Source organism: Pseudomonas sp. NPDC096925 (assembly GCF_044762545.1).
Classification (GTDB): Bacteria; Pseudomonadota; Gammaproteobacteria; order Pseudomonadales; family Pseudomonadaceae; genus Aquipseudomonas.
Genome location: NZ_JBIWEM010000002.1, coordinates 439,492 through 463,715, shown reverse-complemented (window position 1 = coordinate 463,715; position 24,224 = coordinate 439,492). Strand labels below are relative to the sequence as shown.

Below are 24,224 nucleotides of genomic sequence, written 5' to 3'. Positions count from 1 at the left end.
TGCAGTTCTGTGGGAGCCGGCTTGCCGGCGACAGGGCCGCGCAGCGGCCCCGGCAATCGATCAGACCGCCGCGATCAACGCCTCGGAAAAGCGCTGCGCAACCTCATCGATCTGCTCGCCACTGATGATCAACGGCGGCAAGAAGCGAACCACCGCCCCATGCCGCCCACCCAGCTCCAGGATCAGCCCACGCTTGAGGCATTCGCGCTGTACCTTCGCCGCCAGCTCGCGGTTGGCCGCCGGATGCCCAAGTGCATCCCGCTGCCCTTGCGGGTCCACCAGCTCTACCCCGAGCATCAGCCCACGCCCGCGAACATCACCCAACTGCGGATAAGCCCGCTGCAGCTGCTGCAGGTGCTGGCGCAGGCGCTGCCCCATGGCCTCGGCATGCTCGGCCAGGCGATGCTCGACCAGGTAGTCGATCACCGCCGAGCCCGCCGCCATGGCCATCTGGTTACCACGGAAAGTGCCGGCGTGGGCGCCCGGTTTCCAGGTGTCCAGCCAGTCGCGGTACACCACCACCGCCAGCGGCAGGCTGCCGCCAATGGCCTTGGACAGGGTGACCACGTCCGGAACGATGCCGGCATGCTCGAAGGCGAACATGCGCCCGGTGCGGGCAAATCCACTCTGGATCTCATCGACGATCAACGCCACGCCGGCTTGCTCGGTGATACGGCGTACACCCTTGAGCCACTCGATATCGGCCGGGATCACCCCGCCCTCACCCTGCACCACTTCCAGAATGACCGCCGCCGGCAGCGGCACGCCGCTTTCCGGGTCGAGCAACAGGTTTTCCAGATAATGCAGGTTGGCCTTGACCCCGGCTTCGCCGCCCAGGCCGAACGGGCAACGGTAGTCGTAGGGGTACGGCATGAACTGCACACCGTTGCCGAGCAAGGCCCCCAGCGGCTGCTTCGGCCCATGGCTACCCATCAGGCTCAGCGCACCCTGGCTCATGCCATGGTAGGCGCCGTGGAAGGCCAGCACGGTGCTGCGGCCGGTGGCGCTGCGCACCAGCTTCAGCGCTGCTTCCACCGCATCGGTACCGGTCGGGCCGCAGAACTGCACCTTGGCCTCACGGCGCAACGCCTCGGGCAGAACGCCGAACAGGTCCTGGACGAAGCGGTCCTTGACCGGCGTGGTCAGGTCCAGGGTGTGCAGGGGCAGCTCATCGGCCAGTACCCGCTGGATCGCCTCGACCACCACCGGGTGGTTGTGGCCCAGCGCCAAGGTGCCGGCGCCGGCCAGGCAGTCGATGAACTGGCGACCTTCGACATCTTCCACATGGATGCCACGGGCGCGCTTGAGCGCCAGCGGGATGCGGCGCGGGTAGCTGCGGGCGTTGGACTCCTGTTGCTGCTGGCGTTGCAGCAAGGGTGAATCGGTGAACTCGTACAAGGCACGCGGCGCGCTGGCCGGCGGGACCTGGGCAAGGCAGGAAGCAGTGGACATGGTGATTCCTCGCAAGCAAGCGAAAGTGCGGGTGTTCGTCGCTTGGGAAACGCTTGAGTGCGGGGAGGATTTAGCGGTTGCTGCGGGATTTTTGAAAGCAGGCCCGGCCCCTTCGCGGGTAAACCCGCTCCCACAGGATTTGCACGGACCTCAGGGTTGATGCTGTACCTGTGGGAGCGGGTTTACCCGCGAAGAGGCCGGCACAGGCAATAAAAATTAATGCCCCGAGCGCGCCGGCACTTGCAAAAGCACCCGCAACCCATCACTGCGGCTGTCGAACTTCAGGCTACCGGCACAACGCTGCACGATCGCCTGTACGATCGCCAGCCCCAACCCGCAGCCACCACTCTGCCCGTTACGCCAGAAACGCTCGGTCAGGTGCTCCAGGTCCGCCTCGGCAATCCCCGGCCCATGGTCACGCACCATGAAGCCCACCTGGCCGTCAGCCATCTGCACCTCAAGCTCCACCGCCTCGTCGCCGCCATGGCGCAAGGCGTTGTCCAGCAGGTTGCGCAGCGCTGCCACCGCCAACGGTCCCGGCATGCCCAGGTAAATCTGCGTAGCGGCTTCAGGCAAACGCAGCACGATGCGCCGGTTGTCGCCGCCGCCGGCATCCTGCACCGCCTGCCGGGCCACCTGCTCGGCGCTGCACTGCACGCCATCCTCGAACGACAGGCTGCCTTCCACACGCGCCAGCATCAACAACTGCTCCAGCGTGCGGTGCATGCGGTCGGCGCCCTGCTCGGCATGCTCCAACGCCTGCTCGCGCACGGCGCCGTCGGTCATCCGCGCTACCTGCAAGTGGGTCTTGATCGCCGTCAGCGGGCTGCGCAGTTCATGCGCGGCATCGTCGGTCAGGCGCCGCTCACGCTCGATGGTCTGGGCAATGCGCAAAAACAGCTGGTTCTGGGTTTCCAGCAATGGTTGCAGTTCGCTGGGCATGCCCGCCACCTGCAGTGGCTCGACGCTGTCCGCGCGCCGGCGACGCAGGGCATCGCGCATGCGGTTGAGCGGCTCCAGGCCCTTGCCCAGGCCAATCCACAACAGCCCCAGGCTGCCAAGCAGGGCCATCAGCACCGGCGCCGAGGCCGCCAGCAGGATCGACTGGTTCAGCGCCTCGCGCTCCATGTGCCGGTCAGCGGTGGTGATACGCACATCGCCATGGTTGTAGGTGAAGGTGCGCCACAGCGCGTCATCGATGGTCTGGTCACGGAAACCGCTGCGCTCATCATCCATGGCGCCATCATGCTTGTGGTTGCTGGCAAGTATTTCACCCCGCAGCGAGCTGACCTGGCAGGCCATGCCGTCCGGCACGCTGAACTGGTCGGCGGAAAAGTGCGCCTCCCCGCCCTTGGCAGTCAACGGCTGCGGCAGCTGGTCGATCAGCCCGGCGACCATGCGCGCCGAAGCCACCAGGCGCTGGTCGAGGGAGAACATCATCTGCTGGCGCAGGTCGCGCAGCATCCACGCGGCAGCCAGCACCCAGATGATCACGAAGGCACTGCCCAGGATCAGGCTCAGGCGTACCCGCAGGCTCATGATGCGGCCTCCTCCGGCGCCTGCGCCGGGCCCAGGCGGTAGCCCAGGCCGCGCACGGTCTCGACGATGCCGTTGCCCAGCTTGCGCCGCAGATGGTGGATATGCACGTTCAGGGCATTGCTCTCGACTTCGTCGCTGAAACCGTACACGCAATCTTTGAGCTGCTCGCTGGACAGCACCCGCCCGGGGTTCTGCAGCAGCGCCTGGAGCAATGCCTGTTCACGCCGGGACAGGTCGACCGGCTGGCCGGCCAGGGTTGCTTCGCAGCTGCTCGGGTCGTAGCGCAGCGGGCCGTGTTCGATCACATTCACCGCCCGCCCGGCCACCCGCCGCAGCAGGGTGTGCAGGCGTGCGGCCAGCTCGCGCAGGTCGAAGGGTTTGAGCAGGTAGTCGTCGGCACCAGCCTGCAGGCCATCGACCCGGTCGGTGACCGCATCACGGGCGGTGAGCACCAGCACTGGCAGTGTCTCGCCTTTCTCGCGCAGGCGGCGCAACAGCTTCAGGCCGTCTTCGTCGGGCAGGCCAAGGTCGAGAATCATCACGTCGAACTGCGCGGCCTGCAGCATCGCCCGTGCATCGGCGGCGTTGCCCACACGGTCCACGGTCAGGCCCTGGGCGGTAAGGCCGGCGCAGATACCGGCGGCGATCAGGTCGTCGTCCTCGCAGAGCAGAACGTGCATGGTGGGGCTCCCGGAATGGTGTAGCTGGCATTGCACCTTGGGCGGATTAAGGGGGGATTATGGACCTTTTGTGGCGTGAAGGGGTGTTCACCTTGACGCTTGCAGTGAGCACATCAGGCCTGAATCAACCCCTGCGGCGTATCTACATCCAGCAGAACCCCGGCATCCTCCACTTCAACCACCACGCAACAATCCCGCTGCGCCCGCACCACCGCACGCGCCCCTTCATCCCCGGCCAGTTGCCCCAGCGCCGGCCAGAAATCGCGCCCGAAAATCACCGGGTGTCCGTGCTGCCCGGCATGACGTGGAAACACGATTTTCGAAGCGCTGGCGGCTTCCGCCAACTGCCGCAAAGTGGCCGGTTCGATCCAAGGCATATCACCCAGCAAAATCGCCACCGCCTGCGCCTTGCTGTCGACTAACGCCCCAGCCCCGGCAGCCAGACTATGCCCCATCCCCGACGCCGCACCAGGGCTCACGACAACCCGGCAATCAGCTGAGAGCCCGAAATCCTCGCCCCGCTCCCCTTCGCGCAGCACTACGCGTACATCATCGAATACTGCCCGCGCCCGCGCCACGCTATGTGCCAGCAGGCAGCGGCCATCGGCCAGGGCCGCCCGGCGTTTGTCGGAACCGAAACGCGTGCCGCGGCCTGCCGCCAGCACCAGCGCGACCACACTCACAGCGCCACCACCGCGGTGTCGGCGCTGGCGTTCACCAACAGCAGCGAGCCCGGCGCACGGGGTGCCGAGCCATAGGTGGCGAGTACCGTGCACAGCCACACCCGCTGGCGGTCGCACGCATACTGCAACGCCTGGCGGATCACCTGGAGATCGAGATGCTGCACGCTTTACTCCGCCTTCAGTTCGACGAACTACTGTACGCCCAGGTCGCCGGGCAATCCACTCCAGGCCTGGCGCAGGCAGTTGAACCTGTCAGTCACCTGCAAGCAGGCTCGGCGCCAGTGCGGGCTGCAGGAATTTGCATCCACAGGAAAGGGTTAACCTTGGGTTAATCGACCCAAGCCAGCATGACCCCTTTCAACGTACTGCCAAGGCGAAGACATGCGCGTCCTCCTGCTCTTCCTGACACTGCTGCTGGCCGGCCCGCTGCAGGCCAACCCGTTCGATGTCAAACCGGCATTCCTGCCGGTCAACCAGGCCTTCGTGCTGACCCACGACCGCCAGGCCGATGGCCAGATGCGCCTGTTCTTCCAGATCCAGCCAGGCTACTACCTGTATCAGAAGCGCCTGAAGTTCGACGGCCTGCCTGCCGAACAGCACCCGCAACTGCCAACCGCCCTCAACCACCACGACGAATTCTTCGGTGACAGTGCGGTGTACCGCGACCAGCTCGAACTGCTGCTCCCGGCCAATGCCCAGGGTCAGCTGCGCCTGGGCTGGCAGGGCTGTGCCGACGCCGGCCTGTGCTACCCGCCGCAAACCACGCTGATCGACCTGGGCGGCAGTGTGGCGCCAGCGGCCGAACAAGCCTCTGACCAGGCCCTGGCCAGCGACCTGCAACAAGGCCACCTGGCCTGGAGCCTGCTGGCGTTCTTCGGCCTGGGCCTGTTGCTGGCCTTTACCCCCTGCACGCTGCCGATGCTGCCGATCCTCGCCGGGCTGGTACTGGGCAATGGCGCCAGTGCCCGGCGCGGCTGGGTACTGGCTGGGGTCTATGTACTGAGCATGGCCCTGGTGTATGCCGCCCTGGGCGTGGTTGCCGCGCTGCTGGGCGCCAGCCTGCAGGCCTGGCTGCAGCAACCCTGGCTGCTGGGCAGCCTGGCGGGGCTGTTCGTGCTGCTGGCCCTGCCGATGTTCGGCGCCTTCGAACTGCAACTGCCCGCCGCTGTGCGTGACCGCCTCGACCGCGCCGGGCAAGGCACCCGTGGCGGCAACCTGTATGGCGCGGCGCTGCTGGGCGCGCTGTCCGGCCTGCTCATGGGCCCATGCATGACCGCGCCGTTGGCCGGCGCGTTGCTGTACATCGCCCAGAGCGGCGACGTGCTGCAGGGGGCGCTGGTGCTGTTCAGCCTCGGCCTGGGCATGGGCGTGCCGCTGCTGTTGCTGGTGACCCTGGGCAACCGCTACCTGCCACGCCCGGGCGCCTGGATGAACCGGGTCAAGGGCGTGTTCGGCTTCGTGTTCCTGGGCATGGCGCTGTACACCGTACGCGGCCTGCTGCCCGCGGCCTTGCTGCTGGCCCTGAGCGGCGCCTTGCTGATCGCCCTGGCCTGGGCTGCCTGGCCGGCCCTGCAGCGGTTGCCGGCGTTGCGCGCAGTGCCGCTGCTGGGTGCCCTGTGGGGTGGCCTGCTGCTGGTGGGTGCTGCGGCCGGTGGCGACGACCTCTGGCAGCCGCTGCGCCCGTTCGCCGGTGGCGCTGCTGCGCCGGCCGCCGGCCAGCACGCCGAGGACGCCTTCGTCACCGTCAGCCGCCCCGAAGACCTGCAACGCGAACTGGATGCGGCCAAGGCCCGTGGCCAGTGGGTGATGCTCGACTACTATGCCGATTGGTGCGTGTCGTGCAAGGTCATGGAAAAACAGGTGTTCGCCCGCAGCGACGTGCAGGCCGGCCTGGCCGGCGTGCACCTGCTGCGCCTGGACGTGACCGCCGACACCCCGGCCAGCCAGGCCCTGCTGCAGCGTTACCAGGTACCCGGCCCGCCCAGCATCATCTGGGTCGGCCCGGAAGGCGACGAACGCCGTGCGCGGCGCATCACCGGTGAAGTGGATGCGGCCGCCTTCCTGCAACACTGGACCCAGACCAGGAGCCAAGGCTGATGCTGACCGTAACCCTCGGGCCGCTGACCATGGCCCTCAACCACCTGCTGATGCTCACCGCCCTGGTGATCGCCAGCGTGGTCGGCTGGTGGGTCGCCCGGCGTGGCGGCGAGAGCCCGGAATCGGCACTGTTCAACCTGTTCCTGGTCGGCCTGCTGTGCGCACGTGCCGGCTTCGTGCTGGCCTACTGGCCGATGTACCAGGACGACCCGCTGCAGATCATCGATATCCGTGATGGCGGCTTCCTGTTCTGGTCGGGCCTGGCCGGCATCGTGCTCGGCGCCCTTTGGCAGGGCTGGCGCCACCCGGGCCTGCGCCGCCCGCTGGGCTGGGCGCTGTTCAGCGGGGCGCTGTTCTGGGGCCTGGCCAGCCTCGGCGGCCATTTGTACAGCAAGGGCACCGAACTGCCGGAACTGAGCCTGCGCAACGCCAGCGGCCAATCCGTAGCGTTGCACAGCTACCGCGGCAAGCCGCTGGTCATCAACATCTGGGCCACCTGGTGCCCACCGTGCCGACGCGAAATGCCGGTGCTGCAACAGGCGCAAAGCGCTTACCCGCACGTGACCTTCCTGTTCGTCAACCAGGGCGAAACCCCGGAAAACGTCAGCACCTTCCTCGCCACCACCGGCCTGAGCCTGACCCACGTGCTGTTCGACGGTACCGGCCTGCTGGCCCAGCGCGTCGGCTCCATGGCCCTGCCCACCACCCTGTTCTACGACGCCGACGGGCGGCTGGTCGGCAGCCACCTCGGCGAGCTGTCCCGGGCCAGCCTGCGCCACGCCCTGGAGCCTTTCGACCGGGCCACCGTGCCCGCCCCTGCCGCACAAGGAAACTGACATGCGACTGACTGCACTGCTGCCCCTGTCCCTGGCCCTGCTGGCTGCCCCCAGCCTGCGGGCCGAAGAGTTGCCCAAGGCGATTCAACAACTGCAAGCCAAGGGCGCCGTGATCAAAGGCAGCTTCGACGCCCCCAACGGCCTGCGCGGGTATGCCGCCGAGTACCAGAATAACGGCCTGGCCCTGTACCTCACCCCTGACGGCAAGCATGTACTGGTCGGCAGCCTGTTCGACGAACAGGGCAAGGACCTCAGTGCCGAGCCGCTGAAAAAGCTGGTGTATGCGCCGATGAGCAAGGAAATCTGGGCGAAGATGGAGAAAACCGCCTGGATCGCCGACGGCAAGGACGATGCACCGCGCAAGGTGTACCTGTTCAGCGACCCCAACTGCCCGTACTGCAACATGTTCTGGGAACAGGCGCGGCCGTGGGTGGAGTCGGGCAAGGTGCAGTTGCGCCATATCATGGTCGGCATCATCCGCGAGGACAGCCCAGGCAAGTCGGCGGCGCTGCTGGCGGCGAAAGACCCGGCCCAGGCACTGCACGAGCATGAAAAAGCAGGCAAGGCCAGCAAGTTGAAGGCACTGGAGCAGGTGCCAGAGGCGGTGCAGCAGAAGCTGGCGGCGAACATGGCGCTGATGGAAGAAATGGGCTTGCAGGCGACCCCGGCGATTTTCTATCAGGATGACCAGGGCAACCTGCAGAGCCAGCAAGGCGCACCACGGCCGGAGTTGCTTGGGAAGATTCTCGGCAAGCGGTAGCGCATGTCGGGGGTTTTGCGGTGAGGCGTAGATCGAGCGCCGCCCGCGCGGCGCATCGCGAGCAAGCTCGCTCCTACATTTGTTTCGGGCCAATAATTCCTGAGGCAGAGGCGCGCGGTCCCTTGGCGTCCATCACGCTATTGTGCCGAACAAACAAGGCGGTCGGGCGCGTTGGCACAGGCGTTACTGGCCCGAAACAAATGTAGGAGCGAGCTTGCTCGCGATGCGCCGCGCGGGCGGCGCTCGATTTCCGCCGCCCCGCAAAACTCAAGGCGAAACCCTAACCCTACAACCCCTCCAGCTCGGCCATCAGGTCACTGAGCCGGTCGACTTTGTCGTCATCCAGCGCACTGCCCTGCAGCCCCTGCACATATTCAGCCAGCTCCTCTACCGTGCTGCACTCGAACATCGCCCGTAGCGGCACGTTCAGTTGTAACTCCTTCTGCACCCGCGAGGCGATCTGCGTGGCCAGCAGCGAATGCCCGCCCAACTCGAAGAAGTTGTCGTGCACCCCTACCCGCTCGGCCTTCAGCACATCGGCCCAGATACCGGCCAACACCTCCTCCAGCTCGTTACGCGGCGCCTGGTAGGCCTGGCTGTGCTGGCCACCGATGTCGATGGCCGGCAGGGCCTTGCGGTCGAGCTTGCCGTTGGCGTTGTGCGGCAGGCTGTCGAACCAGCCCCAGTGCAGCGGCACCATGTACTCCGGCAACTCGGCACGCAGGCGCTGCTTGAGCTGCTCCAGCAACGCAGCATCGGCTGCAATGCCCTGATGCGCCACCAGGTAGCCCACCAGGTGCTTGCCATTGACGCCCTCTTGCACGCCAACGGCAGCATCGCGGATTTCCGCCTGCTCGTGCAGACGGGCTTCGATCTCGCCCAGTTCGATGCGGTAGCCGCGAATCTTTACCTGGTGGTCGATGCGCCCGACATACTCCAGCACCCCGTCCGGACGCTGCCGCGCCAGGTCGCCGGTGCGGTACAGGCGTTCGCCTGGCGCACCATGAGGATGGGGGATGAATGCCAGCGCCGTACGCATCGGGTCGCCGACATAGCCACGGCCCACGCCGGTGCCAGCCACGCACAGCTCACCCACCGCCCCCAGCGGCACCAGCGTCTGGTCCTCGCCGAACAGGTACAGGCGGTTGTTGTCGGTCGGCGTGCCGATCGGCAGGTAGCTGCCACGGGTCGAGGCGGCATCGACGCGGAAGAACGCCACGTCATCGGAGCACTCCGCCGGGCCATAGGCGTTGACCAGGCCGATCTGCGGGTAACGCTGCAGCCACTGCGCTGCCAGCTCCGGTGGCATGGCTTCGCCGGTCGGCAGCATCCAGCGCAACCCGTCGAGCGCCTGATGGTCGTTGGCCAGCATGCCCTGGATCAGCGACGGCACACTTTCCAGTACGGTGATGCCGGTAGCCTGCACATGCGTCAGCAGGCCCTGCGGGTCATGGGCGATGGCGTTCGGCACAATCTCCACTTTGGCGCCGAACAACGGCGCGGCAAGGAACTGCCACACGGAAATGTCGAAGCTCTGCGAGGCCGTCTGGGCGACCACGTCCTGCTCGCTGAGCGCCAGGTACGGCACCTTGCTCAGCTGGTTGTTGAGCATGCCGCGCTGCTCGACCATCACCCCCTTCGGCAGGCCGGTGGAGCCTGAGGTGTAGATCACATAAGCGAGGTTATCCGGCCCGCTGTGGATGCCTGGGTTGTGGCTGGCAACGGCACTGGCCTGGATGTCTTCCCAAACCAGCAGCTGCGGCCGTGTCGCCAGCTCCAGCTCATCCAGCAACAGCTGCCCTTGCTCAGCACAGGCTGCACTGCACACCAGCACCGGCGTGCCGCTGAGCTGGATGATGCTTTGCAGGCGCGCTGCCGGCAGGCCAGGGTCCAGCGGCAGGTAGCCAGCGCCAGCCTTGAAGCTGCCAACGATCATGCCCAGCAACGGCAACCCGCGTTCGGCCAGCAATGCCACCGGCTGATCCACGCGGACCCCGGAAGCCACCAGGGCATGGCCCAGGCGGTTGGCCGCCAGGTTCAGCCCGGCGTAGTCATAGGAGGCTTCCAGGCAACGGGCCACAGTACGCTGCGGATGCGCGGCCACTTGTGCTTCGAACTGCGCGATGTAGCTCTGCTCCAGCGGATAAGACCGTTCGGTACGGTTGCAGTCTTCCAGCAGGAAGCGCTGTTCTTCGGTGCCAAGCAACGGCAGTTCACCCACCTCCCCTTCAAAACCCTGCACCAGCGCCAGCAGCAGGCGCTTGAACTCGGCCAGCAGGCGCTCGACGGTCGGGTAGTCGAAGTAACGCTGGTCGAACGACAGGTGCAGGCCGAGGTCATCGCCCGGGTAGCACACTGCTGTCAGCGGGAAGTTGGTATGGGTACGGCCCGAGTCGGAACTGGCATTCAGGTGCTGGGCGTGGTCGAGCACGGTGGTTTCCACCGGCGCGTTCTCGAACACGAACAGGCTGTCGAACAGCGGCTGACCCTTGGGCAGCTCGCTGCATTCCTGGATCGCCACCAGCGGCAGGTATTCGTACTCGCGCAGCTCCATGTTGCGCTCCAGCAGGCCTTGCAACCACTGGCGCACACTGCAGCGCTCACCCGCCACCGGCAACTGCACGCGCAAGGCAATGCTGTTGATGAACAGGCCGACGGTACGCTGCATCTGCGGCATGCTCACCGGGCGCCCGGCCACGGTCACGCCAAAGATCACGTCGCGGTCGCCGCTGTAGCGCGCCAGCACCAGGGCCCAGGCCGCCTGGGCAAAGGTGTTGACGGTGAGCTGGTGGGCCTGGGCCAGTTCGCGCAGGCGCACGCCGTCGCTTACCGCCAGGCGGGTGTAGCAGTCACCGACGATCATGCCGCTACCGGCATGGTCGTGGCGCAGCGGGCGGTCGCTGGGGAGGGTGGTGGCGCGTTCGAAGCCGGCCAGGTTGGCCTGCCACCAGGCGCGCGCGTCGTCCAGGCCCTGGCGTTGCAGCCAGCCGATGTAGTCGCGGTAGCGCGGCGGCACCGGCAGCTGGGCCTGACGGCCTTCGCCAAGGGCCTGGTAGACCTCGAAGAAGTCGTTCATCAACAACGAGCGGCACCAGGCATCGATGAGGATGTGGTGGTTGCTCATCATGAACCAGTAGCGCTCGTCGGCCACACGCACCAGGCGCAGGTGGAACGGCGCCTCGCTGAGCAGGGCGAAACCCGCCTCGCGTTCCTGCTTGTGCAAGGCCTGCAGGCGCTGCTCCTGGGCGTCGTCATCGAGGCCGCGCCAGTCCTGGTAGTCCACCGGTGTGTTGCCCGGCTTGTGGATGATCTGCAGCATCGCCTCGCCGGTATTCCAGCTGAACGATGCACGTAGCGCTTCGTGGCGCGCCACTACCGCCTGCCAGGCCTGGGCGAAGCGCTCGGGGTCGAGCGCGCTGTTGATGCGGTAGCGGTCCTGCATGTAATAGAGGCCGGTGCCCGGCTCCAGCAGGGTGTGCAACAGCATGCCCTCCTGCATCGGCGTCAGCGGGTAGACGTCCTCGATCTGCGCAGCCGGTACCGGCAGCGCGTCGATCTGCGCCTGGGTCAGGTGTGCCAGCGGGAAGTCCGACGGCGTGAAGCTGCCGTTGCCATCCGCCAGGCAATGCTCGACCAGTGCCAGCAGCTCCTGGCGATAAGCCTCGGCCAGGCGGGCGATGGTCCGCTCGTCATAGCGCTCGGTGCTGAAGGTCCAACGCAGTTGCAGGGCACCGCCATACACCTGGCCATCGACACTCAGCCAGTTGGGCAGCGGTGCATCGAGGTCGTGGGCCAGGCCGGCCGGGGCGTCCATTGGCTGGAACAGAGCAGAGCTGTCGAACTGCTGGTCGAACTGGCCCAGGTAGTTGAAAGTGATACGCGCCTGCGGCAAGGCCGCCATCTGCTCACGCCCGGCCTCATCCGCCAGGTAGCGCAACACACCGTAACCCAGCCCTTTGTGCGGCACCTGGCGCAGCTGCTCCTTGATGCGCTTGATCGAACCGGCCCGCGCCGCGTCGTCCTCGCCTGGCAGCGGGCGCAGGCTCAGTGGATAAGCGTTGGTGAACCAACCGACGCTGCGGGTCAGGTCCATGTCTTCGAACAGCCCGTCGCGGCCATGGCCTTCAAGCTGTACCAACACTTCTTCGTCGCCGCTCCAGCGGCACAGGGCACGTGCCAGCGCGGTCAGCAGCAGGTCATTGACCTGGGTGTGATAGGCCGCCGGGGCCTGTTGCAGCAACTGCCGGGTCTGCACCACATCCAGGCCGATGGCCAGGGTACGGGCGTGACGGTGCAGGTTGCCGCCCTGCGGGTGATCGCATGGCAGTTCGCGGCGCACGCTGCCCAACTGGCCTTGCCACCAGCCCAGCTCGTCGCGCAGCGAATCGCTGCCGGCATAGCTGGCCAGGCGTGCGGCCCAGTCGCCCATGGCATGGGTCTTGGCCGCCAGCGGCTGGCCACGGTACAGCGCCTGCAGGTCTTCCAGCAGCACGCGCCACGACACGCCATCGACCACCAGGTGATGGATCGCCAGCAACAGGCGCTGGCTGCCCTGCCCGTCCTTTACCAGCAAGGCGCGCAACAGTGGGCCCTGCTGCAGGTCGAGGCTGCGTTGCAGGTCGGTATACAGCGGTTGGCAATCGGCGAAGTCGGCAACCGTGGCTGTCCATAGCAATTGCCCGGTGCCAGGCTGGGCATATTCGGCCTGCCAACGGCCCTGGGCCTGGCTGAAGCGCAGACGCAGGCTGTCGTGGTGCTGCACCAGGGCGGCCAAGGCGTGCTCCAGTACCCCTTCATCCAGCGGCTCGCGCGCCTCCAGCAGAACGGCCTGGTTCCAGTGCTGCGGCTGTGGCACTTCACTGTCGAAGAACCAGTGCTGGATCGGCGTGAGGCCGGTCTGGCCCTGGCGCTGGCCCTGTTCGATGCTGCTGGCGGCTTCGCTGTGCCGAACGATGGCCGCCAGGGTCTGGATGGTCTGATGCTGGAACAGGTCGCGCGGGGTGAACTGCAAACCGGCCTGACGGGCCCGGCTGACCACCTGGATCGACAGGATCGAGTCGCCGCCCAGCTCGAAGAAGTTGTCCTGCACGCCAACCCGGGCAACGTTGAGCACGTCGCACCAGATCTGCGCCAATTGCGCTTCTACCGGGCTGCCGGGCGCCTGGTACTGCTGGCGAGCCTGCTCCAGGTCCGGCAGCGGCAGCGCACGGCGGTCGAGCTTGCCGTTGCCCATCAGCGGCAGGCTGTCGAGCAGCACCAGGTGCGCTGGCACCATGTAGTCCGGCAGATGCTGGCGGGCATCGGCCTTCACCGCGTCGCGCAGCAGGCCCTGGGTCTCGCTGTCGGCAGCGGCCTGCTTGCACACCAGGTAGCCCACCAACTGCTTGCCGCCCGGCAGGTCGAGGGCCAGCACCACGGCCTCGTCGATATCGGCATGCGCCTGCAGGCGGCTTTCGATCTCGCCCAGTTCGATGCGGAAACCGCGAATCTTCACCTGCTGGTCGGCGCGGCCGACGTACTCGACCAGGCCATCGCTGCCCAGGCGCACCAGGTCACCGGTGCGGTACAGGCGCCCGCCTTCGCTGCTGAACGGGTCGGCGACGAAGCGCTCGGCGCTGAGGCCCGGGCGGTCGTGGTACCCCTGGGCCAGGCCGGCACCGCCGACATACAGCTCGCCAATACCGCCTTGTGGCAACAGGGCAAGGTCCTCGTCAAGGATGTAGGCCGTGCGGCTACCGATGACGCGGCCGATCGGTACGCTGCCAAGCTCCGCTGGCAGTGTCTGTGGTGCCAGGCAGGCCAGCGGCATGACCACGGTTTCGGTCGGCCCGTAGGCGTTGAAGAACTGCTGCGGCGCGAAGGCCTGGCGGATGCGCTGCAGGTGTTCGCCGGTCAGCGCTTCACCACCGGTAATCACCAGGCGCACGGGCAACTGCTCGCCCTGCCCGGCCAGGTACTGCGCCAACTGGCTACCGTAGCTGGGCGTGAAGCCGAGGATGCTCACCTGCTGCTCGTGCACCAGCTGACAAATGTCTTCGGCACCCCACTGCCCCTGGGCACGCAACACCACGCGGGCGCCACACAGCAGCGGCACCCACAGGCGTTCGCTGGCGGCATCGAAATTGATCGAATAGAAGTGCAGTTCGCAGTCATCGCTGCGCATACCGAACGCCGCGATCACCGCCTGGCAATGCATGGCGAACTCGCCGTGGCTGACTACCACGCCCTTGGGCTTGCCGGTGGAGCCGGAGGTGTAGATCAGGTAGGCCTGGTGCTGCGGCAGGTTGAGGTTGTCCAGCGGCGCATCGCTGTAGGCCGACAGGCTGGCGCTGTCGTCCTCCAGGCTCCAGCGCGTCACGCCTTCGGGCAGCTCGCCCAGGGTTTGCAGCAGCGCGCGCTGGCTCAGCAGCAGGCCGATGCGGCTGTCTTCAATCATGTAGCGCAGGCGGTCGAGCGGGTACTCGGGGTCGAGCGGCACGTAGGCGCCACCGGCCTTGAGGATGGCCAGCAGGCCGACGACCATTTCCAGCGAGCGCTCCAGCGCCAGGCCCACGCGCACCTGCGGGCCGACGCCGCGCTCGCGCAGGGCGCGGGCCAGGCGGTTGGCCTGCTGGTCGAGTTCGGCATAGGTCATGTGCTGGCCGGCGAAGGTCAACGCACCTGCATGCGGCGTGCGCGCAGCCTGGGCGGCGAACAGGCCGTGCAGGGTCTGGCCGAGGTCGAGGTCCTGCTCGCCCTGCAACTGGCCCGCCAGCACCTGCTGCTCGGCGCTACTCAGCATCGGCAGCTCACACAGGCGCTGCTGCGGGTTGTCGAGCAGGCCGGCCAGCAGTTGCTGCCAGTGCTCGGCCATGCGTGCAATGCGTGGTTCGTCGAACAGGTCACGGCTGTAGGTCAGGCAGCAACCCAGGCGGCCGTCGAGGTCGGTCACCTCCAGGTACAGGTCGAACTTGGTGGCGCTGGCGTCGTTGACCAGGTAATCCACCTGCATGCCAGCAAGCTGGCGGCTTTGCTGGAAGGCCCAGCGCTGCACGTTGCACATCACCTGGAACAGCGGGTTGTAGGCACTGCTGCGCGGTGGCTGCAGGGCTTCCACCAACTGGTCGAACGGCAGGTCCTGGTGCGACTGGCCTTCGATGGCAACCTGGCGCATCTGCTCCAGCAACTGTGCGGCGGTCATCTGGCCGTCCAGCTCGCAACGCAGCACCTGGGTGTTGAGGAACGCGCCGATCAGCCCTTCGCTTTCCGGGCGGATGCGGTTGGCCACCGGCGCGCCAATGCGCAGGTCACGCTGGCCGCTGTAGCGGTGCAACAAGGCGGCCAGGGTGGCTGCCATGGTCATGAACAGGGTCAGGCCACGCTGGCTGTTGAAGGCATGTACGCGGGCAACCAGCGCCGGGTCGAGCTCGAAACGGTACAGCTCGCCACGGTGGCTCTGTACGGCCGGGCGCGGGCGGTCGGCAGGCAACGCCAGCACCGGGTGTTCGTCGCCCAGGCGATCCTTCCAGTAGGCCAGCTGGCGGGCGCCCTCGCCGCTCTCCAGCCATTGCCGTTGCCAAACGCTGTAGTCCAGGTACTGCACCGGCAGCGGCGCCAGCGGCGATTCGCGGTCATCGACGAAGGCCTCGTACAGCTCGCCCAGTTCGCGGGCGAAGATGTCCATGGCCCAGCCTTCGGTGACGATGTGGTGCAGGGTCAGTACGAAGAAGTGCTCACGCTCTTCGGCTTTGACCAGGCATGCGCGCAGCAGCGGGCCGCGCTCCAGATCGAACGGCTGGTGCGCCTGGTCGTCGGCCAGTTGTTGCAGGCGTTGTTGGCGGGCATCGGCGGGCAAGGCGCTGAAGTCCTGCCAGTCGAGGTGCAGGCTGCTGTCTTCGGCCACGCACTGGTACGGCACGCCATCGATGCCGGGGAAGGTGGTGCGCAGGGTTTCGTGGCGCACCACCAGCGCCTGCAGCGCACGCTCGAAGGCATCCACATGCAGGGCGCCGCGCAGGCGTGCCATGCCGCCGACGTTGTACGCCGGGCTGTCCGGCTCCATTTGCCAGAGGAACCACATGCGCTGCTGCGAATACGACAGCGGCACCGCCTGACGGCGGTCGACACGGGCGATTGCGCCTTGCAGGTTGTGCTCACCGGCAGCGCGGACACGCGCGATCTCGGCACAGAAGGCGCCCAGCTCGCTGGCGTCGAACAGGGCCTTGAGCGGTAGCTCGACATCGCAGGCCTGACGCGTGCGCGAAACAATTTGAGTGGCCAGCAGCGAATGGCCGCCGAGGGCGAAGAAGTCATCCTGCAGGCCGATGCACGGCAGGTTCAGCACCTCTCGCCAGATGGCGGCAACCTGCTGCTGCAGCTCGGTTTGTGGCTCGACGTGCGCACGCTGCTGCCACACCGGGGCCGGCAATGCCTTGCGATCGACCTTGCCGCTGGGGCCCAGCGGCATCTGCGCCAGCGGGATGAGTTGTGCCGGCACCATGTAAGCCGGTAGTTGTTCAGCCAGCACCGTCAGCAATGCATCAGGCTGGGCGCTGCCGGTGTAGTAGCCGACCAGTTGTGCGCCGACGGCATCCTTGTGGATCAGCACCAGCGCCTGTTCGACCCCCGCTTGCGCCAGCAGGCAGGCCTGGACTTCCTCGGGCTCGACCCGGAAGCCACGCACCTTGACCTGCTGGTCGAGGCGGCCAAGGTACTCCAGCGCCTCGGTCTGCACCTGCCAGCGGGCGCGGTCGCCACTGCGGTACAGGCGTTCGCCATGGCCGTCGGCCCGGGGCACGAAGCGCTCGGCGGTGAGGCCCGGGCGGCCCAGGTAGCCACGGGCCAGGCCTGCACCGCCAAGGTACAGCTCGCCCGGTACACCAGGGGCCGTCAGTTCCAGCTCGTCGTCCAGCACGCGGCACAGCACATTGCCCAGCGGGCGGCCGATCGGCGAGTGCTCGCCATCGCTAGCCTGGCAATGCCAGTGGGTGACGTTGATGGCGGTTTCGGTCGGGCCATAGCGGTTGTGCAGTTGCACCTGTGGCAGCGCCTGTAGCACCCGGTCACGCAGCGCGACGGACAGCGCTTCACCACCGGAGAACAGCCGGCGCAGGCTGCTGCAGGCACCCGCCTGCGGCTCCTGGATGAATACCTGCAACAGCGGCGGCACGAAGTGCAGCGTGGTCACGCCATGGGTTTGCACCAACGCGGCGATGCGCTGCGGGTCACGGTGCTCGCCGGGGCCGGCAAGCACCAGCTTGCAACCGGTCACCAGCGGCCAGAAGCATTCCCACACCGAAACGTCGAAGCTGATCGGCGCCTTCTGCATCAGCACGTCACTGTCGTCCAGCGCATAGCTGGCCTGCATCCACTGCAGGCGCTCGGCCAGTGCTGCATGGGTATTGCCCACGCCTTTTGGCTGGCCAGTGGTGCCGGAGGTATAGATCACGTAGGCCAGGTTGTCGCCATGCAGGTGCAGGCCAGGCGCATGGGTAGGCCAGCTGTCCAGGTGCAACTGGTCGAGGGCAATGGCGCTGACGCCCTCGACCTGTGGCAGCCTGCCCAGCAGGCTGCTGTGGCTCAGCAGCAGGCCAGCGTTGCAGTCGCCGAGCATGTAGGCCAGGCGCTCGGCCGGGTAATCGACGTCCAGCGGCACATAGGCGCCACCGGCCTTGAGAATGCCCAGCAGGCCGACCAGCAGCTGCGGCGAACGCTCTACGGCGATGGCCACGCAGGTGTCGGGGCCGACGCCTTTGTCACGCAGGTAGTGGGCCAGGCGGTTGGCTTGCTGGTGCAGCTCGGCGTACTCCAGGCTGCCACCGTCCCACACCAGGGCGGTGCGCTGCGGGGTCAGGCGTGCCTGTTCATTGAGCTGCTCGACCAGCAGACGCTGCGGTGCCGCTACCGGTGCCTGGCCCCAGCTCAGCAGTTGCGCGCGGCCAGGCTCGTCGAGCAATTGCACCTCGCCCAGCGCCCGCTGCGGCTCGGCGCACACCTGCTCCAGCAGGGCCAGCAGGTGCTGGGCCAGACGCTGGACGGTGCTGGCGTCGAACAGTTCTGCGGCATAGTCGAAAGCCAGGCTCAGGCGGCCCTGGTGGTCTTCCTCACTGTGCAACTGCAAGTCGAACTTGGCTTCGCGACTGTGCCACGGCAGTTCTTCGGCCAGCAGGCCCGGCAGGCGGCGCAGGGCAGACAGGTCACGTTGCTGGTGGTTGAACATGACCTGGAACAGGCCTTGCTCGCGTGCCTCGGGCAAGGCGTCGACCAGTTGCTCGAACGGCAGGTCCTGGTTGGCTTGGGCGTCCAGGGTGGCCTGGCGCACCTGGGCCAGTAACTGATCGAACGGCAGGCGGCCATCGAGTTGCGCGCGCAGCACCTGGGTATTGATGAAGAAGCCGACCATACCTTGGGTTTCCAGGCGCGGGCGGTTGGCGTTGGGCACGCCGACGCGGATATCGGCCTGGCCACTGTAGCGGTGCAGTAGCGCCTGCCAGCCGGCCAGCAGGACCATGAACAGGCTGGCCTGCTGTTCGCGGGCCAGGCCCTTGAGCGCCTCGGTGAGCCTGGCCGGTACCTTGAGGCTGAAGCGGGCGGCACGGTGGTCGCGCTGGCTGGCGCGTGGATGGTCGGTGCACAGGTCGAGCACCGGTAGTTCATCTCCCAGGCGCACCTGCCAGTACTGCAACTGACGCCCGGCTTCGCCTGCGGCCAGCCACTGTCGCTGCCAGGTGCCGTAGTCGGCGTAACCCAGGGTCAGCGCTGCCAGGTTGGCCTCAAGGCCTTGGCAACGGGCGGCGTACAGTTTGGCGAATTCGTCGAGCAGGATGTTCAGCGACCAGCCATCGGCGACGATATGGTGCAGGGTCACCCATAGCTGATGGTGTTCATCGTCAAGGCGCGCCAGGGTCACCCGCAGCAATGGCCCATGGGTCAGGTCGAACGGCTGGCGGGCCTCGGTTTCCCGCTGGGCGGCGACCTGTTCGGCGGCCTGGCCTTCGAGGTCCAGGCGGCGAAGGTTGAACGCCTGTTGCGGCAGGATGCGCTGCAGGGCCTGGCCGTTCTCTTCGGCAAACAGGGTACGCAGTGATTCGTGGCGCGCCACCAGCGCCTTGAAGGCCGCTTCCAGGGCACTTTCGTCCAGCTCACCGCGCAACTGCAGGCCGGCCGGAATGTTATAGGCGGCCGACTGCGGGTCCAACTGCCATAGCAGCCACAGGCGGTTTTGCGCCAGCGACTGGGGCAGCGCCTGGGTGCGCTCCAGGGTGGCGATGGCCCCGACCCGGCCACCGCCTTCGGCGATGATCGCGGCCACGGCCTTGGCGTAATCAGCCAGTACCGGCGCCTCGAACAGGGTGCGCAGGCCCAGGTTGATGCCCAGTTCATCGGCCAGGCGTGCGGTGGCGTGGGTGGCGGCGATGGAGTTGCCGCCCAGCAGCAGGAAATGGTCGTCTGCTGCCACCGCCTCGACCTTGAGGATGTCGCGCCACACAGCGGCGATGCGTGCCTGTAGTTCATCGCCGGCTGCCCCCGTGGCAACGGGCTCGCCCACTTCAGGGAAGCGGGCATAGCAGTCCAGGCTGCCATCGTCCATGCGCAAGCGGCAGGCCGAACGCTGCAGCTTGCCGCTGGAGGTCTTGGGCAGCGCGCCCGGGTTCAGCAACAGGACCACGGCCGGGGCCTGGCGGCAGGCGTCGGCGATCACCTGGCGCAGGGTCTTGATCAGGTCCTGGGGTTTGATCGCCTTCTGCACGTTGCGGCTGACTTCCACCGCCACGCCGATGCCCTCCTCGCCTTGCTGCTCAACGGCGAACACCGCCACCCGGCCTTTGCGCAGCACATCCACTTCGCGCTCGAGGGTTTTTTCCAGGTCCTGCGGGTACAGGTTCTGCCCACGCACGATCAGCATGTCTTTCAGGCGCCCGGTGACGAACACTTCGCCTTCGCGCATGAAACCCAGGTCACCGGTACGCAGCCAGGTCTGGCCGTCCATCTCGACGAAGGTGCGGGCGCTGGCCTCTGGGTTGCGCCAGTAGCCCAGGGCGATGCTCGGGCCGCCGGCCCAGATCTCGCCCACCTGGTTGTCGCCCAGCACCTGCAGGCGTTGTGGTTCGACAATGCGCACGGCATGCCCGGGCTGCGGGTAGCCACAGCTCATCAGTACACTGCCCTTGCCAGGTTCCGCACGGTTGGCGGCGAAGGCTTCGGCGTCCAGCTCCAATGCGGCGATGCCCTGGCCACGGCGGCTGCCGCTGACGAACAGGGTCGCCTCGGCCAGGCCGTAGCTGGCGAAGAAGCTCTGTGAGTCGAAGCCGCAGGCCTGAAACTTGTCGGCGAAGGTCGCCAGGCTGTCCTGGCGGATCGGCTCGGAGCCGGAATAGGCCACCCGCCAACGGCTGAGGTCGAGCCCGGCCAGCGAGGCTTCGCTGACCCGCTCGCTGCACAGCCGGTAGGCGAAGTCGGGGCCGCCGCTGATGGTACCGCCGTATTCACTGATGGCCTGCAACCAGCGCAGCGGCCGGGCCAGGAAGTAGCCCGGCGACATCAGTACGCAGGGTACGCCGCTGAAGATCGGCTGCAACAGGCCGCCGATCAGGCCCATGTCGTGGTACAGCGGCAGCCAGCTGACGATCACGTCATCAGGATTGAGGTCGATGCCAAAGCCCTGGCGGATCAGTTGTTCGTTGGCCACCAGGTTGCCATGGCTGACCTGCACGCCTTTGGGCAATGCGGTGGAGCCTGAGGTGTACTGCAGGAAGGCGATGTCATCACCCTTGAGTGCGGGCTCGCGCCAGTTCGCAGCCAACGCCGGGTCCAGGCTATCCACTGCCAGCAGTTCGGGAGCGTTGGGCGCCGCCAGGGCCTCCAGGCCCTGCAGGCTGCCGTGCAGCGCCGCAACGGTCAGCAGCAGGCGCGGCTCGGCGTCGTCGATGATCGACAACAAGCGCTGCTGGTGGTGCTGGCGCGCGGACTCCGGCGGGTAGGCCGGCACTGCAATCACACCGGCATACAGACAGCCGAAGAACGCCGCCACGTAGTCTGGCCCGCTGGGGAACAGCAGCACTGCACGGTCGCCGAAGCCGGCCCGGGCCTGCAAGGCAGCGGCGATGGTGCGCGCACGCTGGTCGAGGTCCCGATAGCTGAGCACGGCCTGCTCGCCGGGCGCGTCGGCCAGAAAGCGCAAGGCGACTTTGTCCGGGCTCTGCGCGGCGCGTTGCGCCAGGGCCTGTACCAGCGAGAGCGGGAGTTCGAAGGCGTCCGTCATGGGGTGTTCCTGCCAGTGTCTGGTTGGGTCGGGCCGGCTGCTGCGCGAACGTGGGCGCGGCGGCGTGTGGCGGCCTGGGGTGTACACAGGGGAACGGATGGGCGGGGGGATAAATTAGCGTATGAAAGGGTTTGGGGGCTGCATTTGGGCTGCTGGGGGTATGCCTTGGGTGGTGCGGCGCTCGATCTCACAGGCGCTGAAAACGCCCTGCCATGCACCCAGCAAACCTCACGCCTTAGAACCGAAATCACATGAAACTAATTACATTTCGCATTTGACAATTATTATCATTCTGAATAGCTTGTCGCCCGTCGTAGGAAGCTTCCCAACTTTGGGTGCGTCCTTTCCCCTCTGTGACAAGGTGATTTCCATGGCGGAACAACTATCCACAAGTAAGTGCGATTCACCATTACTGCAGGCCTTCGTCGACAACCGCAGCATCCTGGTCAAGATTGCCGCCCGCATCACCGGCTGCCGCTCGCGCGCCGAAGATGTGGTGCAGGACGCCTTTTTCCGGCTCGGCGCCGCTCCGCACATCACCTCGTCGTTCAAGGCGCAGCTGAGCTACCTGTTCCAGATCGTGCGCAACCTGGCCATCGACCACTACCGCAAGCAGGCCATGGAGTTGAAGTACTCCGGCAGCGAGGAGGAAGGCCTGAACGTGGTCGTGCAAAACGCCTCCCCCGAAGCCACCCACATCAACCTCGCCGCACTGGATGACATTGCCGAGGCGCTGAACGAACTGCCTCAGCGCACCCGCTATGCCTTCGAGATGTACCGCCTGCATGGCGTGCCGCAAAAAGACATTGCCAAGGAGCTGGGCGTGTCGCCGACGCTGGTCAACTTCATGATCCGCGATGCGCTGGTACATTGCCGCAAGACGGCCAGTCGGCAGGCCTGATCAAGCAGAGTTCGCTTCTTCGCGGGCACGCCCGCTCCCACAGGATAAGCACAGACCTCAAAGACTGAGGGGGACCTGTGGGAGCGGACGTGCCCGCGAAGAAGCCACCTCGATATCAAGCCAGTTTGCAGCGGTCGAAAAACCGTTCCCGCCCCAGAATCATCAACGCCGCACGCTTGTGCGGGAAGTCGAACTCCTTGTCGCAATGGAAGCACTGGTCGTGCATGTAGCCGATCATCTTGCCGTTGTCGGCACGCGGCTCGGCCACCACCCGCTGGGTGCGTGGGTCATCCAGGAACAGGTAGTGCACCAGCGCCGATAGCCAACTGGCCACCTTGTGCGGCCCGCGGTGGCTCTCCTCCCCTACCAGCATGTGGATGCCACGGTCGTAGTCATCGGCCGGGTAGAACGGCGCAATGCGGTCTTCCTTGGCCCAGTACGCCTCGAAGTAGGCAAACGGCTGGTCATCGAAGCAGCCGATCAGCGTCAGGGTATGCGGGTCGGCCTCGAGCTTGCCCAGGTACTCGCGATGCTGCGCAAGGGTGCCACCCTCCTGCCAGAACGCCTCCACCCGTGGGTTGTTCTGCCAGCGGTTGAAGCGCTCCAGGTCATGCTCGATCTCCAAGGTCCGCAGCGACACCCAACTGCCCAGGCGCGCATCGAAGCGCCGGTAAACCTCGCCACGGGGCTTGGGCGTGCGGCGTGGGTGGCGCTTGCCGTTGCTGATCTGCATCTGCTGCGGGTATGCCACGGTGGCCGACTCGCCCAGCCACGGCTGCGGCAGCTGCCAGAACAGCGCTCGCTCGCACAGGTACTGGCCTGGCTGCTCACCGGCTAGCAGCAGGCCACTGGTCAATGCCTGGGGCAACGCCTCGGGTAGGTGCCAGGCCAGGCGCTGACAGGCCGGATCGCGGGACAGCAGCCAATAACAGGCGGCCCACAAGGCCTGATAGGGGCGCTCGGGGCACAGGCGCTCAAGGTGAAGGTGCAGGGTAGCGCCCGCCTCCAGGCGCAACTGGATCAGCGGGCGGCCTTCGAGGGACAGGCTCAGCCAGCTGTCGCCCTCCTCGGCACTGAGGCTGCGCCAGCGTGGTACTGACAGGGGCTGCGAAGCGGCATCGAACGGCATGGGCTTGACTCACGGCAATGAAGAAAAGGCTCACTGCTGAGAACGTTGCCGCGACGCGCGAATTTAGTTGCGTGGTGCGGCCACCGTGATGCGGTAGGGCTCGAAGATGCGCGCCAGCTCGCCGCTGTCGCGCAGGGCGCGCAGCAGCGCCGCGAACGACTGCTCGCCGATGGGTGCCCCCGGGCGCAGCAAGGCGTAGTGGTGGTAGACCTGGTCAATGCGCTGCGAAGGCACCAACCGCTCCCGGCTGGCCGGGTTGCGCGCCAGGAAATCGCTGAGGTAGGAACGCGTGACCAGGGCAATATCGGCGCGGCCGGCCTGCACCATCAGCAGGTTGCTGTCGTGGGAGTAGGTCAGGGTCGCGTTGAAGGCCTTGCGCAGGTAGTCCGGGTCGGGATTGAAGCCGGCGAACGCATAGTGATAGCCGTTGAACAGCGCCAGGCGCTTGCCATGCAGGTCATCGAAGTAATGCGGGTCACGGCCATTGGCCTGCCGGGCAACGAACACTTCGGCGTCTTCCAGGCCCATGTCCACGGTCTGGTGGGCTATCTGCTGCCAACCCCATTGCGGGTTCTCGAAAATGGCCATGTCGGTGCGGCCTTGCTGGAAGTCACCGAAACGCCGCTGGATGGACGTGGGCACCAGAACGAAGCGGTAGTGCTGCTGCGCACGATTGAGCGCGTCGACCAGTTGCGGCAGCAGGCCGGTGTCGGCGCCCTGCTCCGGGCGCACGGTGTAGGGCGGGAAATGCGCCGCGCCAATCTTCACTTCGACGGTACCAGCCGCCCATGACGGCACCGCCAGCCAGAACACAGCCAGCAGCATCAGGGAAGACAAGGCCTTGAGGCCGGGCGCTGGAGTCAAGACGGACACTCATCACGGTTCATGCCTGGGTCCGCCTAAGCTA

At 66.6% G+C, this 24,224-nt stretch carries 11 protein-coding genes and 1 pseudogene; 4 read left to right on the top strand and 8 right to left on the bottom strand.

Features of this window, described 5'->3' with window-relative positions:
- Nucleotides 1-60 precede the first annotated feature (60 nt).
- The 5 genes and pseudogenes from ACIQYU_RS08095 to ACIQYU_RS08075 all read right to left on the bottom strand — a co-directional run.
- Complete coding sequence (locus tag ACIQYU_RS08095) at nt 61-1,452, bottom strand: aspartate aminotransferase family protein (RefSeq protein WP_207830058.1); 1,392 nt, start codon at nt 1,450-1,452, stop codon at nt 61-63.
- A 216-nt stretch (nt 1,453-1,668) separates the two neighbouring features.
- Nucleotides 1,669-2,991, bottom strand: coding sequence for an ATP-binding protein (locus ACIQYU_RS08090; RefSeq protein ID WP_207830055.1), 1,323 nt, complete (start codon nt 2,989-2,991; stop codon nt 1,669-1,671).
- Nucleotides 2,988-3,671, bottom strand: coding sequence for a response regulator transcription factor (locus ACIQYU_RS08085; RefSeq protein ID WP_013973469.1), 684 nt, complete (start codon nt 3,669-3,671; stop codon nt 2,988-2,990). The genes ACIQYU_RS08090 and ACIQYU_RS08085 overlap by 4 nt, the downstream gene beginning before the upstream one ends.
- A 113-nt stretch (nt 3,672-3,784) precedes the next feature.
- Nucleotides 3,785-4,354 (bottom strand): NTP transferase domain-containing protein, encoded by a 570-nt coding sequence (locus tag ACIQYU_RS08080; RefSeq protein WP_402798898.1) that lies wholly within the window; start codon nt 4,352-4,354, stop codon nt 3,785-3,787.
- 23 nt (nt 4,355-4,377) lie between these two features.
- Nucleotides 4,378-4,518, bottom strand: a pseudogene (locus ACIQYU_RS08075) (XdhC family protein); the annotation flags it as partial.
- A 217-nt stretch (nt 4,519-4,735) separates the two neighbouring features.
- Here ACIQYU_RS08075 and dsbD point away from each other — a divergent pair.
- From dsbD to dsbG, 3 genes are read left to right on the top strand one after another with little or no spacing between them, the layout of a single operon-like run.
- Nucleotides 4,736-6,451, top strand: coding sequence for a protein-disulfide reductase DsbD (dsbD, locus tag ACIQYU_RS08070; RefSeq protein WP_207830048.1), 1,716 nt, complete (start codon nt 4,736-4,738; stop codon nt 6,449-6,451).
- Nucleotides 6,451-7,287, top strand: coding sequence for a TlpA disulfide reductase family protein (locus tag ACIQYU_RS08065; protein ID WP_207830046.1), 837 nt, complete (start codon nt 6,451-6,453; stop codon nt 7,285-7,287). Before dsbD ends, ACIQYU_RS08065 begins: the two co-directional genes overlap by 1 nt.
- A gap of 1 nt (nt 7,288) precedes the next feature.
- Nucleotides 7,289-8,047, top strand: coding sequence for a thiol:disulfide interchange protein DsbG (dsbG, locus tag ACIQYU_RS08060; RefSeq protein WP_207830044.1), 759 nt, complete (start codon nt 7,289-7,291; stop codon nt 8,045-8,047).
- 286 nt (nt 8,048-8,333) lie between these two features.
- Here dsbG and ACIQYU_RS08055 read toward each other — a convergent pair whose 3' ends face one another.
- Nucleotides 8,334-21,287, bottom strand: coding sequence for a non-ribosomal peptide synthetase (locus tag ACIQYU_RS08055; protein ID WP_402798891.1), 12,954 nt, complete (start codon nt 21,285-21,287; stop codon nt 8,334-8,336).
- Nucleotides 21,288-21,657: 370 nt separating this feature from the next.
- Between ACIQYU_RS08055 and ACIQYU_RS08050 the strand changes: the two genes are divergently transcribed.
- Entirely contained in the window at nt 21,658-22,188 is a 531-nt protein-coding gene (locus ACIQYU_RS08050) for an RNA polymerase factor sigma-70 (protein ID WP_207830039.1), read from the top strand.
- A gap of 115 nt (nt 22,189-22,303) precedes the next feature.
- On the opposite strand, the gene ACIQYU_RS08045 is transcribed toward ACIQYU_RS08050, so the two are convergent.
- Both ACIQYU_RS08045 and ACIQYU_RS08040 read right to left on the bottom strand, forming a co-directional pair.
- Nucleotides 22,304-23,317, bottom strand: coding sequence for a GNAT family N-acetyltransferase (locus ACIQYU_RS08045; RefSeq protein ID WP_207830038.1), 1,014 nt, complete (start codon nt 23,315-23,317; stop codon nt 22,304-22,306).
- 63 nt (nt 23,318-23,380) lie between these two features.
- Nucleotides 23,381-24,181 carry an ABC transporter substrate-binding protein gene (locus ACIQYU_RS08040; RefSeq protein ID WP_207830034.1) on the bottom strand — a complete coding sequence of 267 codons (801 nt, stop codon included), beginning with the start codon at nt 24,179-24,181 and terminating at the stop codon, nt 23,381-23,383.
- Nucleotides 24,182-24,224: the final 43 nt, after the last annotated feature.

Excerpts from the sequence above, each read along its gene's own strand:
- ACIQYU_RS08095 (WP_207830058.1), bottom strand. The coding sequence starts at position 1,452 with ATGTCCACTGCTTCCTGCCTTGCCCAGGTCCCGCCGGCCAGCGCGCCG.
- ACIQYU_RS08090 (WP_207830055.1), bottom strand. The coding sequence starts at position 2,991 with ATGAGCCTGCGGGTACGCCTGAGCCTGATCCTGGGCAGTGCCTTCGTG.
- ACIQYU_RS08085 (WP_013973469.1), bottom strand. The coding sequence starts at position 3,671 with ATGCACGTTCTGCTCTGCGAGGACGACGACCTGATCGCCGCCGGTATC.
- dsbD (WP_207830048.1), top strand. The coding sequence starts at position 4,736 with ATGCGCGTCCTCCTGCTCTTCCTGACACTGCTGCTGGCCGGCCCGCTG.
- ACIQYU_RS08065 (WP_207830046.1), top strand. The coding sequence starts at position 6,451 with ATGCTGACCGTAACCCTCGGGCCGCTGACCATGGCCCTCAACCACCTG.
- dsbG (WP_207830044.1), top strand. The coding sequence starts at position 7,289 with ATGCGACTGACTGCACTGCTGCCCCTGTCCCTGGCCCTGCTGGCTGCC.
- ACIQYU_RS08055 (WP_402798891.1), bottom strand. The coding sequence starts at position 21,287 with ATGACGGACGCCTTCGAACTCCCGCTCTCGCTGGTACAGGCCCTGGCG.
- ACIQYU_RS08050 (WP_207830039.1), top strand. The coding sequence starts at position 21,658 with ATGGCGGAACAACTATCCACAAGTAAGTGCGATTCACCATTACTGCAG.
- ACIQYU_RS08045 (WP_207830038.1), bottom strand. The coding sequence starts at position 23,317 with ATGCCGTTCGATGCCGCTTCGCAGCCCCTGTCAGTACCACGCTGGCGC.